Raw genomic sequence first — 13,240 nt, 5'->3', positions numbered from 1 at the left:
CGTTCCGTTCGGCGCCGCGGTCGTCGCACTGATCGCCACGTCGACGTACCGCTGATGCCGTCGTGCTGCCGTCAACGGCGCGGCACGCCGTCACGCCACTCGCCCCAGTGCGTGACGATGTCCTGGACGAGCGGATTACCCGCGCGGTAGAGGTTCTCGGTCGCCGGCGCGAAGCCGCCCTGGTCCGCGTAGTTCAGCAGGTTGTCCGCGCTCGTCTGCCCCGCATACGGCCGGTCGAAGTCGGACCCGGTGCGCAGCACCGCGACGCGCGACAGGTCGACGCGCTTCACGCTCGCCGCGCGCTTGAGCGCTTCAAACGTCGCGTTGTCTTCCTGCGCGGTCATGCAGTAGGTGCCCTTGCCGTCGGTCAGAATCTTCGTCCACTGACGCGCGCGCTCGCCGATCAGCGTGCCCGAGAACCACGTGTTGCCCGATGACGTGTCGCACTGGATCACCGTCGGCGGCCGGTTCGCCGGCGCGTACGTGAACTTCGCGCGCGCGGCCTGGGCCTGCGCGCTGTCGGCGAGCACGACGTTGCGCGACAGCGCATACGCGGCGTCGGTCAGCTGCGGATTGAGCTGGAACACTTCGGTGCGATAGTCGAGCGGCGGCTTGTCGTTCGGACTCTTCGTGTTGATGCCGAGAAAGCCCGTGTTCCAGCCGGCCGGAATCTCGCGCGCATCGAGCTCCCACTGCAGGCTGAAATCGACCAGGTATTTCGACCATGCCGCGGAGCCGACCGTGCCTTGCGCGGGGTCGACGCCCGCGATGCCCGAGATCAGGAAATACGTGCGGCGCAGGTCGAAGCGCTGCGAGAACGTGAGCGCCATGATCGTCGCCGACGCGTTCGCATAGCCCATGCCGGTCGTGACCACGCACACGTCCTGCTTGTTGCAGTGGACATTCGGGTAGTCGGGCGACAGGCCCGGCACGGCGATGTCGCGCCACGGGCCGATACGGTCGAGCCACGCCTGACCCTCCGGACCGAACATCGTGATGATCATGACCTTGACCGGGCGGCCCTGTGCACCGGTCTCGGCGAATGCGGCGTTGCCCGCGTTGTTGCCGGGGTTGTCCTGCGCGATCGACGGCGCGGTCGCACAGGCCGCGAGCGAGAAGGCGGCGGCGGAAAGGATGGAGCGAGTCAGCATCGGCGTTCCTTGTTTCGGGATGTTGGGTGAGAACGGCTGTCGGAGACTGCGCGAGGAGTATAGAACGCGCCTGCGTGATGCGGAACCCGACTACGAAACGGCGGGCGGTGCTGCGGTGCTGGTGCGATGCGCGTGCAACGCATGACGGCATGCGTCGGAATTCGCGCGCAATTGCGCTGCAATCGACGTCCGCTGCACGAAAGAACATCAGGAATACTATGCGATCTATCGACACGCCGGCCGTGCTCGCACAACCGCCACGCCAAGCAGCGCAACGGGCCCGACCGACAACGCGATCGTCAGCCCGAACAGGAAATCGTTCACCGGTCCTCGATGCCTTCGACGGAAGGCATCGATTCTAACCACGTCAAAATGATCCGCGGTATGAATGCGGCGTCAGGCAACGTCGACGCGCGACGGCCCGTCCACCATCTCGCCGATCACGGCCGCGCGGTCGAAACCGTCGGCGCGGAAGCAGGCGAGCACGTCGTCCACCGCTTCCGGCGCACACGCGACCAGCAGCCCGCCCGACGTCTGCGGATCGGTCAGCAGCGCCTGCGCGACGGGCGGCAGCCCGTCGGCGAGCCGGACATCGGTGCCGTACGCGGCCCAGTTGCGCCCCGACGCACCGGTGAACACGCCGTCGGCGACGAACGCCTCGACACCCGCGAGCCACGGCAGCGACGCGTAATGCACGCGGGCAGTGAGGTTCGCGCCGCGGGCGAGCTCGAGCGTGTGGCCAAGCAGCCCGAAGCCCGTGACGTCGGTCAGCGCATGCACGCCCGGCAGCGCGGCGAGCTCGGCGCCCGGTCGGTTCAGCTTGGTGGTGGTGGCGACCATCTGCGCGTAGCCCGCGGCATCGAGCTGGTTCTTCTTCAGCGCGGCCGACAGCACCCCAACGCCGAGCGGCTTGCCGAGCACGAGCACGTCGCCCGCGCGCGCGGCCGCGTTGCGCTTCACGCGCGACGGGTGCACGACGCCGATCGCCGCGAGTCCGTAGATCGGCTCGACCGAATCGATCGAATGGCCGCCCGCGACCGGAATGCCGGCCTCCGCGCACACCGATTCACCGCCGCGCAGGATCGCCGCGATCGTCTCGTGCGGCAGCACGTTGATCGGCATCCCGACCAGCGCGAGCGCGAGAATCGGCTTGCCGCCCATCGCGTAGACGTCCGACAGCGCGTTGGTCGCCGCGATGCGGCCGAAGTCGAACGGATCGTCGACGATCGGCATGAAGAAGTCGGTCGTCGCGACGATCGCCTGCTCGTCGTTCAGCCGGTAGACGGCCGCGTCGTCGGAGGTCTCGGTGCCGACCAGCAGATCCGGGAACAACGCCGGCGGCGTCGCGCGCTTCAGCAGCTCGGACAGCACGCCCGGCGCGATCTTGCAGCCGCAGCCGCCCCCGTGCGACAGGCTCGTGAGGCGCGGAACGGCGGGCGGGGTAAGGGTGGCTTCGGTCATCGTCGGCATCCGGTGAATAACAACGTTCCATTATCGACAATTCCGCGCGAGCGCGCCCGATACCCACATAATTGACGGCGCCCGCCGCTCCCGCCCCCATCTTCGTTCATGGATCACCTCTTCATCGGCCTCGTGCTGTGCTCCGCGCTGCTGCACGCGATCTGGAATGCATTCCTGCATGTCAGCGAGGATCGGCTCGTGCAGCTCGGCACGATGTCGCTGCCGTATCTCGCATTCGGCGCGGCCGGCGCCGCGCTACTGCCCGCGCCGGCGCCGGCCGCGTGGCCGTACATCGCCGCGTCGGCCGCGCTCGAGGTCGCCTACTGTTTCACGCTCGCGCGTGCGTACCGCAACGGCGAGTTCGGCCAGATCTATCCGATCGCGCGCGGGATCTCGCCGCTGCTCGTGTCGGTGCTCGCGCTGGCGGCGCTGCACGAGCAGCCGACCCCGTTCGGCTTCGCAGGTATCGCGCTGGTGTCGTTCGGCATCATGTCGCTCGCGCTGCGGCGCGGCTTCAGGTTCTCCGGGGAAGGCGTGCCGTATGCGCTGCTCACCGGCGTGTTCATTGCCGTGTATTCGATCTGCGACGGCGTCGGCTCGCGCGTGTCCGGCAGCGCGCTCGGCTACATCGCGTGGGTGTACCTGCTGTGGAGCGTGCCGCAGCTCGTGCTGGTCTGCGCGCTGCGCGGCGGCCCACGCGCGGTGCTCGGTTCGCGCGCCGCGCTCACGCAGGGCGCGATCGCCGGCACGATCTCCCTCGCCGCGTACGGAATCGTGATCCTCGCGTACCGGCATCTGCCGGTCGCGACGGTTTCGGCGCTGCGCGAGACGAGCTCGATCTTCGCGGTCGCGATCGGCTGGTTCGTGATGCGCGAGCGGCCCGGCGCGCAGCGGCTCGCCGCATGCGCGCTGGTGGTCGCGGGCGCGGCGCTGATCCGGCTTTGAGCGAGCGCAGGCGCGCCGCGCAACGCATGCGCCGGCCGCGTCTCGACATCCCGCACCACGCCGCAACAGCGCCGTCGCAACGCCCCGTCAAGCCGGCGCAACGACCTCGCCGAACGCCCGCTCGTCGATCGCCTCGGCGAGCGTCGCGAACGCCGTCGCGATCTCGTCTTCCGGCACGCACGCATAGCCGAGCAGCAACCCCGACGCCGCGCGTTCGCGTTCCGCGTAATAGCCGGACAGCGGCCGCACGACGATATTGCGTTCGAGCGCGGCCTGCGCGACCGCGCGATCGTCGACGCCATCGGGCAATTGCGTGACGAGATGCAGCCCGGCGTCGCTGCCGAGTGCGTGCAGCGTCTCGCCGTAGCGGCGCGCGACCGCATCGAGCAGCACCTCGCGGCGCTGCCCGTACAGCGTGCGCATCTTGCGGATATGCGACACGAAGTGCCCTTCCGCGATGAACTCGGCGAGCACGGCCTGCTGCAGCAGCTGACCCTCGCGGTACAGCTCGGCGCTCGCGGTCGCGAAGCTTTCCGCGAGCGGCTCCGGCGCGACCAGATAGCCGACCCGCAGCCCCGGGAACAGCGTCTTGCCGAAACTGCCGACGTAGATCACCTGCCCGGCCGTATCGAGCCCCTGCAGCGACGCGAGCGGCCGGCTGCCGTAGCGGAATTCGCTGTCGTAGTCGTCCTCGATGATCCAGCAGCCGTGCTGGCGCGCGTATTCGAGCAGCATCCGCCGCCGCGCGAGGCTCATCACCATCCCGAGCGGATACTGGTGCGACGGCGTGACGAGCATCAGCTTCGGCGGCTCGGCCAGATCGGCGGCCGATGGCGCGATCCCCTCGTCGTCGACCGGAATCGGCCGCGTGGTCAGCCCCGACACGTTCAGCACGCTGCGCACGCCCCAATAGCACGGATCCTCGGTCCAGATGGCGTCGCCCGGATCGGTCAGCAGCCGCACCGCGAGGTCGATCGACTGGTGGATGCCGGTCGTGATCACGATCTGCTCGGGCGTGCAGCGCACCGAGCGCGACGTGCGCAGGTAGTCGGCCAGCGCCTCGCGCAACAGCGCGAGCCCGCCGCCCGGCGCGTAGGTCAGCAGATCCGGGCGCAAGCGCCGCCAGTACTTGTTGTGCAGCCGCGTCCACACGCGCGCCGGAAAGCGCGACACGTCCGGCACGCCCGGCATGAACGCGCCGCCCTGGCGCTTCGACACGCCCGCGCCTTCAACGAGCCGCGTGCCGCGCACGGACAGCCGCCGCGCCGACGATGGCACCACCGCCGGGCCCGCGGCCGGATCGGGCGGTGCGCCGACGATCTCGTCCGGCGCGCTGTCGGCGACGAACGTGCCGCGCCCGGTAGCCGAGTTCACATAGCCTTCGAGCGCAAGCTGTTCGTAAACCTGCGTGACCGTGTTGCGGGCGATCCCGAGCTCGGCCGCGAGCAGCCGCGACGACGGCACGCGCGTGCCGGCCGGCAGTTCGCGCGACAGGATCGCCTGCTGCAGCAGCCGATGCAGCTGTCGGTAGATCGGCTGTTCGCCGCCGCGCACGAGGCGCTGCGCCAGCCAGTCCGACAACACGCTTGCGCGCATGATTGGCTCCTGATTATTTATTGAAATGGCTCTGATTGTCAGAGCCAAATGTGATTATAGTCGCCTCCATGGGCTGCCAACGCGGCCGATTTTTATCCCACCGGACAGACATCAAGGAGATGACCGTGAAGAATGCCGACCTGCAGGCCCGCAAGAACGCCGCCACCCCGCGCGGCGTCGGCGTGATGTGTGATTTCTACGCAGCCCGCGCCGAGAATGCGGAGCTGTGGGATGTCGAAGGCCGCCGCTTCATCGATTTCGCCGCCGGCATCGCGGTGCTGAACACGGGCCATCGCCACCCGAAGATCGTCAAGGCGATCACGGAGCAACTGAACAGCTTCACGCACACCGCTTACCAGATCGTCCCGTACGCGTCGTACGTCGAGCTGGCCGAGAAGATCAACGAACGCGCGCCGGGCGACTTCCCGAAAAAGACGGCCTTCTTCACGACCGGCGTCGAAGCCGTCGAAAACGCGATCAAGATCGCACGCGCCGCGACCGGCCGTCCGGGTGTCATCGCGTTCTCGGGCGGCTTCCACGGCCGCACAATGATGGGCATGGCGCTGACCGGCAAGGTCGCCCCGTACAAGCTGAACTTCGGCCCGTTCCCGGGCGACGTGTTCCACGCCCCGTACCCGAACGCGCTGCACGGCGTGAGCACGGCCGACTCGATCAAGGCGATCGAGATGCTGTTCAAGGCCGACATCGATCCGAAGCGCGTCGCCGCGATCATCTTCGAACCGGTGCAGGGCGAAGGCGGCTTCTACGCGGCGCCGGCCGAGTTCGTGCGCGCGCTGCGCAAGATCTGTAACGAACACGGCATCCTGCTGATCGCCGACGAAGTGCAAACCGGCTTCGCCCGCACCGGCAAGCTGTTCGCGATGCAGCACTACGACGTGCTGGCCGATCTGATCACGATGGCGAAGAGCCTCGCGGGCGGCATGCCGCTGTCGGGCGTCGTCGGCCGTGCCGACGTGATGGACGCGGCGGCTCCCGGCGGCCTCGGCGGCACCTACGCGGGCAACCCGCTGGCGGTCGCATCGGCGCACGCGGTGCTCGAGATCATCGACGAAGAGAAACTGTGCGAGCGCGCGACGCAACTCGGCGACGTGCTGAAGGCGAAGCTGAATTCGCTGCAGGCCGACGTGCCGCAGATCGCCGACGTGCGCGGCCCGGGCGCGATGGTCGCGGTCGAGTTCCTGAAGCCGGGTTCGGGCGAGCCGGACGCCGACTTCACGAAGCGCGTGCAGGCGCGTGCACTCGAGCGCGGGCTGCTGCTGCTCGTGTGCGGCGTGTACTCGAACGTCGTGCGCTTCCTGTTCCCGCTGACGATTCCCCAGGCCGTGTTCGACGAAGCGCTCGTGATCCTCGAGGAAGTGCTGAAGGAGACGGTCGGCGTGCCGGCCTGAGTTCCCGCCGTCTTCAATTGATTGCGCCGCCGCCGTCTTCATGACGGCGGCGGCCGTTTCATCCGTCCTTTTTCAAAGCAGGCTATTCATATGAGCACGGTTCAGGAAACCCTGGCACTGAAAGACCCGTCGCTGTTCCGCCAGCAGGCGTACGTCAACGGCGAATGGCAAGGCGCGGCGAACGGCGAGTCGTTCGAAGTCCGCAACCCGGCGACCGGCGGCCTGCTCGGCACCGTGCCGGCGATGGGCACGGCCGAGACGCGTCACGCGATCGACGCCGCGAACGCCGCATGGCCGGCGTGGCGCAAGAAGACCGCGAAGGAGCGCGCGGCGATCCTGCGCAAGTGGCACGACCTGATGATGGAAAGCGCCGACGACCTCGCGCTGATCCTCACCACCGAGCAGGGCAAGTCGCTGGCCGAGGCGAAGGGCGAGATCGGCTACGCGGCATCGTTCCTCGAGTGGTTCGCGGAAGAAGGCAAGCGCGTGTACGGCGACACGATTCCGACGCCGGCGAGCGACAAGCGCATCGTCGTGACGAAGGAAGCGATCGGCGTGTGCGCGGCGATCACCCCGTGGAACTTCCCGGCGGCGATGATCACCCGCAAGGTCGGCCCGGCGCTCGCGGCAGGCTGCCCGATCGTCGTGAAGCCGGCCGAGGCGACGCCGTTCTCCGCGCTCGCGATGGCCGTGCTGGCCGAGCGCGCGGGCGTGCCGGCCGGCGTGTTCAGCGTCGTCACGGGCGACCCGAAGGCAATCGGCGGCGAGCTGACGTCGAACCCGATCGTGCGCAAGCTGTCGTTCACCGGCTCGACGCCGGTCGGCCGCCTGCTGATGGCGCAATGCGCGGCGACGGTCAAGAAGGTGTCGCTGGAGCTCGGCGGCAACGCGCCGTTCATCGTGTTCGACGACGCCGATCTCGATGCGGCCGTGCAGGGCGCGATCGCGTCGAAATACCGCAACAGCGGCCAGACGTGCGTGTGCACGAACCGCTTCTACGTGCACGAAGCCGTGTACGACCAGTTCGCGCAGAAGCTCGCGGCGGCGGTCGGCGAGCTGAAGGTCGGTCGCGGCACGGAGCCGGGCGTCACGCAGGGTCCGCTGATCAACGAAGCGGCCGTGTTGAAGGTCGAGGCGCACATCGAGGACGCGCTCGCGAAGGGCGCGACCGTCGTGACGGGCGGCAAGCGCCATGCGCTCGGCCACGGCTTCTTCGAGCCGACCGTGCTGACGGGCGTCACGCCGGCGATGAAGGTCGCGAAGGAAGAGACGTTCGGGCCGCTCGCGCCGCTGTTCAAGTTCAGCAGCGACGACGAGGTGATCCGCCTCGCGAACGACACCGAGTTCGGCCTGGCCGCCTACTTCTTCAGTCGCGACATCGGCCGCGTGTGGAAGGTCGCCGAAGCGCTCGAATACGGGATGGTCGGCGTGAACACGGGCCTGATCTCGAACGAAGTCGCGCCGTTCGGCGGCGTCAAGCAGTCGGGCCTCGGCCGCGAAGGCTCGCACTACGGCATCGACGACTACGTCGTGATCAAGTACCTGTGCCTGGCTGTTTGATGGTTCGTGGCCTGTCGCGTTCGTGACAGGCCCTGACCGCCCGGCCGGAACCGGGCGGTCACGACGCGGGCCGGTACCCCTCTCCGCCGTGTCCGCGTCGCCTCCTTCCCGCGTGCGATGTCGCCATGCTTCATGTGCGCGATGTCGATCCAGCGTCGGCCGAACGTCATACCGTTCGGCAATTTCGTCCAAGTCCGATTTCTCGTTGCGCCGCCACCCGCTAGATTGAGCGTTCCACCCCGCTCCGGTTGCCTGCGCATGAACACTTCTTCCGTCCGCCCGATCCGCGTGCTCTCCGCTCTGCGTCCTACCGCCCGCCCGGGCGTCGTCGTGACTTGCACGCAAGGAGCCCGCGCATGATCGCGAGAACGTCCGGTCCGGCGGGAAAGCCCGGCGGCGCGAGCAATCATCAGCCGTTCAACATCGTCTACGACGGGCCCGCGCTCGGCGAGCACCGGATGGACGTACGCGACCTCGCACCGGTGCTGCTCGCGATCGCCGACCTGTTCTCGTGCGCTAACAAGGAGCTCAACGGCGAGCACTCCGAGGTGCGTCTCGAGGTCAGGGGCAGCTTCAAGGCCGGCTCGTTCCACGCCGAACTGATCTTCGTGCAGTCGCTCGCGAGCCAGATCCGCGATCTGTTCGCGGGGCCGAGCGCCAATGCGTTCAGCAACGCGCTGGCGATCCTCGCCGCATTGGGGATCGTCGGAGGCGGCGGCCTGATCGGCCTCATCCGCACGCTGCGCGGACGCAAACCGCATCGCAGCGAGCCGGACGGAACGAACGTCAGGATCTGGATCTCGGAGCACGAATGCTTCGTCGTCGATGAACCGATCGTCCGGCTGTATCGGAACCGGGCCATTCGCGTGAACCTGCAGAAAATGCTGTCACCGCTCGAACGCGACGGCATCGACCGCTTCGGCATCGTGCGCGACGACACCGTCGAACTCTCGATCGAGTGCGACGAACTCGATACGTTCGCGAGCAGCGACGATCCCGGCGAAGTGGTCACCGACACGATCGCGCTCAAGATGCTGAAGCTCGAATCCGTCGTGTTCAAGGATGGCAACAAATGGCGCGTGCACGACGGCACGTCAGCGTTCTTTGCCGCACTGGACGACGAGCAGTTCATCGCGAAGGTCGATGCCGGCGAGCGCTTCGGAAAGGGCGACGTGCTGATCGTCGATCTGCGTCAAACGCAGATCATCACCGACGAAGGGCTTCGCAACGAATACCGGATCGTCAAGGTTCGCGAGCACCGTGCGCCGCTGCAACCGGCGCTGATTTGATTCCTGCCGTGGGCTGAGGTATGCGCGGGGTGCGCCCGCGCCCCGCTTTCACCGAAACACGTTCACCGCGTCCACCAGCCGCGTCGCCTGCTGCTTGAGGCTTTCCGACGCCGCCGTGCTTTGCTCGACGAGTGCCGCGTTCTGCTGCGTGATGTTGTCCAGATGCACGACCGCCTGATCGACCTGCGCGACCCCGGTACTCTGCTCGGCCGTCGACGAACTGATCTCCGCGATCAGATCCGACACGCGTTTCACCTGCGTGACGATGTCCTCCATCGTCTTGCCGGCGCCGTCAACGATGCGTGCGCCGGATTCGACGCGGTCGACACTCGCGCCGATCAACGTCTTGATTTCCTTCGCCGCGTTCGCGCTGCGCTGCGCGAGTGCCCTCACCTCGCCCGCGACCACCGCGAAACCACGCCCCTGATCGCCCGCGCGCGCCGCTTCGACCGCCGCGTTCAGCGCGAGGATGTTGGTCTGGAACGCGATCCCGTCGATCACGCCGATGATGTCGGCAATCTTGCGCGAACTCGCCGTGATGTCGTTCATCGTCGCGACGACTTCGCTCACCGCCTGCCCGCCACGCTCGGCCGCGTCGCTCGCGGACACCGACAACTGGTTCGCCTGCAGCGCCGTCTCCGCATTGCTCGACACCGTGGCCGTCATCTCGGCCATCGACGCGGCCGTCTGCTGCACGCTGGTCGACGCCTGTTCGGTGCGCGCGCTCAGATCGTTGTTGCCCTGCGCGATCTCGTTGCTCGCGCGCTGCACGTTGTGCACCTGCTCGCTGACGTCGTCGACGAGCCAGCGGAACATCAGCCCGAGCTGGTTGATCGTGCGCAGCGTCATGCCGATCTCGTCGACGCGGTTCATCGCGACGCCGCGCCGGCTTTCGCCGGTCGCGACGCGCAACGCCTGATCGCGCAACTGCATCAGCGGCCGCGCGATCTGTGCGTCGAGCCACAGCCCGGCGGCCACCGACACGCCGGCCGTCGCGGCCGCAAACACGGCCAGCCCGCCGCCGGTCAGCCCGCAGGCCCAGCCTGCGCCGACGACGGCCGGCGCGAGCACGCACAGCGTCGAATGCAGCCGCGCCCGTACCGATATCGTCTGGAACAGCGACGCGACGCGCATCAGCCCGGTCCGGACGATCAGCCCCTTGTGGAAACGACGGTTGCCGGCCTTGCCTTCGCGGAACGCGCGATACAGCGCGTCGGCCGCCGCGATCTCGTCGCGCGACGCCTTCGTGCGCACCGACATGTAGCCCGTCGGCTGCCCGTTGCGCATCACCGGCACCGTATTCGAGCGCACCCAGTAGTGATCGCCGTTCTTGCGGCGGTTCTTCACGAGTGCGGTCCACGGTTCGCCGTTCTTCAGCGTCGCCCACATGTCGGCGAACGCCTCTTTCGGCATGTCCGGATGCCGCACGACGTTGTGCGGCTGACCTTCGATCTCTTCGGGAGAAAATCCGCTGACCTGGATGAACGCGGCGTTCGCGTACTTGATGTAACTATCCGCGTCGGTGGTCGACATCAGCGTCGCGTCGTCGGGAAATTCGAATTCGCGTTGCGTGACAGGCTGGTTATTGCGCATGGTGTGGAGTTCCGGGTTGCGGATCTTGCGTCCGCTTGGGGATGGGATCGAGACCGGACGCAGCGCGGTCGGCCCGCATGCGTTCGGTCACACTCCTGCGCTTTCGGCAAATCTGACGAAAACCTTATGCCGGGCACGGGTAAATATGCATTAGATTTGCATCATCTTGATTCAGCCGAACATTTTGTTTATACGTGAATCAAAAAATCCATTTTTTATCCGATACCCATTCGAATCTCGTCAAATCGGAAACCCGGAGATTCGCCGCCGACGATTACCGAAACACGTTCACAGCATCGACGAGCCGTGTCGCCTGCTGCTTGAGGCTTTCCGACGCCGCCGCGCTTTGCTCGACGAGCGCCGCGTTCTGCTGCGTGATGTTGTCCAGATGCACGACCGCCTGGTCGACCTGCGCGACGCCGGTGCTCTGCTCGGCCGTCGACGAGCTGATTTCCGCGATCAGGTCCGACACGCGCTTCACCTGCGTGACGATGTCCTCCATCGTCCTGCCCGCATCGTCGACCCGCCGGGCACCCGACTCGACCCGGTCGACGCTCGCGCCGATCAGCGTCTTGATTTCCTTCGCTGCGTTCGCGCTGCGCTGCGCGAGCGCCCGCACCTCGCCGGCAACCACCGCGAAACCGCGCCCCTGTTCGCCCGCGCGCGCGGCTTCGACCGCCGCGTTCAGCGCGAGGATGTTGGTCTGGAACGCGATCCCGTCGATCACGCCGATGATGTCGGCGATCTTGCGCGAGCTCTCGGTGATGTCGCGCATCGTCGTGACGACCTCGCTCACTGCCTGCCCGCCGCGCTCGGCCGCGTCGCTCGCGGACACCGCGAAGCGGTTCGCCTGCAGCGCGGTCTCCGCATTGCTGTCGACGGTGGCCGTCATCTCGGCCATCGACGCGGCCGTCTGCTGCACGCTCGACGCGGCCTGTTCGGTCCGCGCGCTCAGATCGTTGTTGCCCTGCGCGATCTCGTTGCTCGCGCGCTGCACGTTGTGCACCTGCTCGCTGACGTCATCGACGAGCCAACGGAACATCAGCCCGAGCTGATTGATCGTGCGCAGCGTCATGCCGATCTCGTCGACGCGGTTCATCCGCACGCCGCGCCGGCTTTCGCCGGTCGCGACGTTCAGCGCCTGGTCGTGCAGCTGCTTCAGCGGACGCACGATCTGCGCATCGAGCCACAGACCGGCCGCCACCGACACGCCGACCGTCGCCGCCGCAAACGCCGCGAGCCCACCACCGGTCAGCCCGCAGGCCCAGCCCGCGCCGACGACGGCCGGCGCTAGCACGCACAGCGCCGCATGAACGCGCGCGCGCACCGACATCGTTTGCGGCAGCGACGCGATGCGCAGCAGCCCGGTCCGGACGATCAAGCCCTTGTGGAAGCGGCGCTGGCCGGCCTTGCCCTCGCTGAACGCGCGATACAGCGGGTCGACGGCCGCGACCTCGTCGCGCGGCGCGCGGGTGCGCACCGACATATAGCCGTGCGGCGCGCCGTTGCGCATCACGGGCACCGCGTTCGCGCGCACCCAGTAATGGTCGCCGTTCTTGCGGCGATTCTTCACGAGCGCGGTCCACGGTTCGCCGTTCTTCAGCGTCGCCCACATGTCGGCGAACGCCTCCTTCGGCATGTCCGGGTGCCGCACGACGTTGTGCGGCTGGCCGACGAGTTCGTCGGTCGAGAAGCCGCTCACGTGCGCGAACGTCGTGTTCGCGTACGTGATGATGCTGTCGGCATCGGTGGTCGACATCAGCGTGACGTCGTCGGGGAATTCGAATTCTTGTTGGGTGACAGGCTGGTTATTGCGCATGCAGGGCTCCGAAAGGCGGATCCGGGCACAGGATCCGCGCGGCGCGAAAATCACGCTCAGTAGCCGAAAAACGGTTTATCGCTTCACGACGGTCTCCTCTAACTGTCGGCAATTTCCGGAAAAACCTTAATCCGGACACGCGTAAAATATCGAATTTGGCCTTCAGGATGATTTCGATCAAATAATCCCGTGATAAACACGCCCGGCGCTTTGCGGGATGCAATCCGATTGCGTTATGGGATAGCGTCAAACGACGCACCAATTCCGGCAATCGTTGCGTGCAACGAAACGATTCAACCTGATCGGCTTCATTCAACCTGCATTCGCGAACGTATTTCCGTTCGCCCAACACGACCCACACGGAGAACGACCTTGCAGAACGCGCCGCAGCCGCCAGCCGCGCCGAAGATCCTCGTC

10 protein-coding genes are annotated in these 13,240 nt (G+C 67.2%); 4 read left to right on the top strand and 6 right to left on the bottom strand.

Annotation, left to right across the window (positions count from 1 at the left end):
- Positions 1–71 precede the first annotated feature (71 nt).
- Together ABIC50_RS29065 and selD are read right to left on the bottom strand one after the other, a co-directional pair.
- Positions 72–1,151 (bottom strand): purine-nucleoside phosphorylase, encoded by a 1,080-nt coding sequence (locus ABIC50_RS29065; RefSeq protein ID WP_011659661.1) that lies wholly within the window; start codon positions 1,149–1,151, stop codon positions 72–74.
- A gap of 396 nt (positions 1,152–1,547) precedes the next feature.
- A complete protein-coding gene (selD, locus tag ABIC50_RS29060; RefSeq protein WP_012366916.1) occupies positions 1,548–2,612 on the bottom strand; it encodes a selenide, water dikinase SelD in 1,065 nt (354 codons plus the stop codon).
- Positions 2,613–2,720: 108 nt separating this feature from the next.
- On the opposite strand from selD, the gene ABIC50_RS29055 reads away from it, so the two are divergent.
- Positions 2,721–3,557: an EamA family transporter gene (locus ABIC50_RS29055; protein WP_354168324.1), complete on the top strand. Its 837-nt coding sequence runs from the start codon at positions 2,721–2,723 to the stop codon at positions 3,555–3,557.
- Positions 3,558–3,644: 87 nt separating this feature from the next.
- On the opposite strand, the gene pdxR is transcribed toward ABIC50_RS29055, so the two are convergent.
- A complete protein-coding gene (gene pdxR / locus ABIC50_RS29050) occupies positions 3,645–5,153 on the bottom strand; it encodes a MocR-like pyridoxine biosynthesis transcription factor PdxR (protein WP_354168322.1) in 1,509 nt (502 codons plus the stop codon).
- Positions 5,154–5,272: 119 nt separating this feature from the next.
- Here pdxR and ABIC50_RS29045 point away from each other — a divergent pair, with 119 nt between their 5' ends.
- From ABIC50_RS29045 to ABIC50_RS29035, 3 genes are all read left to right on the top strand, one after another.
- Positions 5,273–6,562 (top strand): 4-aminobutyrate--2-oxoglutarate transaminase, encoded by a 1,290-nt coding sequence (locus ABIC50_RS29045; protein ID WP_354168321.1) that lies wholly within the window; start codon positions 5,273–5,275, stop codon positions 6,560–6,562.
- Between the two features lie 90 nt (positions 6,563–6,652).
- On the top strand, positions 6,653–8,122 hold the full coding sequence (gabD, locus tag ABIC50_RS29040) for an NADP-dependent succinate-semialdehyde dehydrogenase (RefSeq protein ID WP_354168320.1): 1,470 nt from the start codon (positions 6,653–6,655) through the stop codon (positions 8,120–8,122).
- A gap of 356 nt (positions 8,123–8,478) precedes the next feature.
- Positions 8,479–9,411, top strand: a complete 933-nt coding sequence (locus tag ABIC50_RS29035; protein ID WP_175722705.1) for an LAPAL motif-containing putative phage structural protein — start codon at positions 8,479–8,481, stop codon at positions 9,409–9,411.
- 48 nt (positions 9,412–9,459) lie between these two features.
- Here the strand turns inward: ABIC50_RS29035 and ABIC50_RS29030 are convergent, their stop codons facing one another.
- From ABIC50_RS29030 to ABIC50_RS29020, 3 genes are all read right to left on the bottom strand, one after another.
- Positions 9,460–11,004 (bottom strand): methyl-accepting chemotaxis protein, encoded by a 1,545-nt coding sequence (locus ABIC50_RS29030; RefSeq protein ID WP_354168318.1) that lies wholly within the window; start codon positions 11,002–11,004, stop codon positions 9,460–9,462.
- 274 nt (positions 11,005–11,278) lie between these two features.
- Positions 11,279–12,823: a methyl-accepting chemotaxis protein gene (locus tag ABIC50_RS29025; protein ID WP_175669331.1), complete on the bottom strand. Its 1,545-nt coding sequence runs from the start codon at positions 12,821–12,823 to the stop codon at positions 11,279–11,281.
- A complete protein-coding gene (locus ABIC50_RS29020) occupies positions 12,813–13,139 on the bottom strand; it encodes a hypothetical protein (RefSeq protein ID WP_354168316.1) in 327 nt (108 codons plus the stop codon). The genes ABIC50_RS29025 and ABIC50_RS29020 overlap by 11 nt, the downstream gene beginning before the upstream one ends.
- Positions 13,140–13,240 lie beyond the last annotated feature (101 nt).

Source organism: Burkholderia sp. 567 (assembly GCF_040545115.1).
Classification (GTDB): domain Bacteria; phylum Pseudomonadota; class Gammaproteobacteria; order Burkholderiales; family Burkholderiaceae; genus Burkholderia; species Burkholderia ambifaria.
This window is presented reverse-complemented; position numbering and strand designations above follow the sequence as displayed.

What these genes read in the sequence shown, in the direction of transcription:
- gabD (WP_354168320.1), top strand. Translation starts at nt 6,653, where the DNA reads ATGAGCACGGTTCAGGAAACCCTGGCACTGAAAGACCCGTCGCTGTTC.
- ABIC50_RS29065 (WP_011659661.1), bottom strand. Translation starts at nt 1,151, where the DNA reads ATGCTGACTCGCTCCATCCTTTCCGCCGCCGCCTTCTCGCTCGCGGCC.
- ABIC50_RS29030 (WP_354168318.1), bottom strand. Translation starts at nt 11,004, where the DNA reads ATGCGCAATAACCAGCCTGTCACGCAACGCGAATTCGAATTTCCCGAC.
- selD (WP_012366916.1), bottom strand. Translation starts at nt 2,612, where the DNA reads ATGACCGAAGCCACCCTTACCCCGCCCGCCGTTCCGCGCCTCACGAGC.
- ABIC50_RS29055 (WP_354168324.1), top strand. Translation starts at nt 2,721, where the DNA reads ATGGATCACCTCTTCATCGGCCTCGTGCTGTGCTCCGCGCTGCTGCAC.
- ABIC50_RS29035 (WP_175722705.1), top strand. Translation starts at nt 8,479, where the DNA reads ATGATCGCGAGAACGTCCGGTCCGGCGGGAAAGCCCGGCGGCGCGAGC.
- ABIC50_RS29045 (WP_354168321.1), top strand. Translation starts at nt 5,273, where the DNA reads ATGACCGTGAAGAATGCCGACCTGCAGGCCCGCAAGAACGCCGCCACC.
- ABIC50_RS29025 (WP_175669331.1), bottom strand. Translation starts at nt 12,823, where the DNA reads ATGCGCAATAACCAGCCTGTCACCCAACAAGAATTCGAATTCCCCGAC.
- pdxR (WP_354168322.1), bottom strand. Translation starts at nt 5,153, where the DNA reads ATGCGCGCAAGCGTGTTGTCGGACTGGCTGGCGCAGCGCCTCGTGCGC.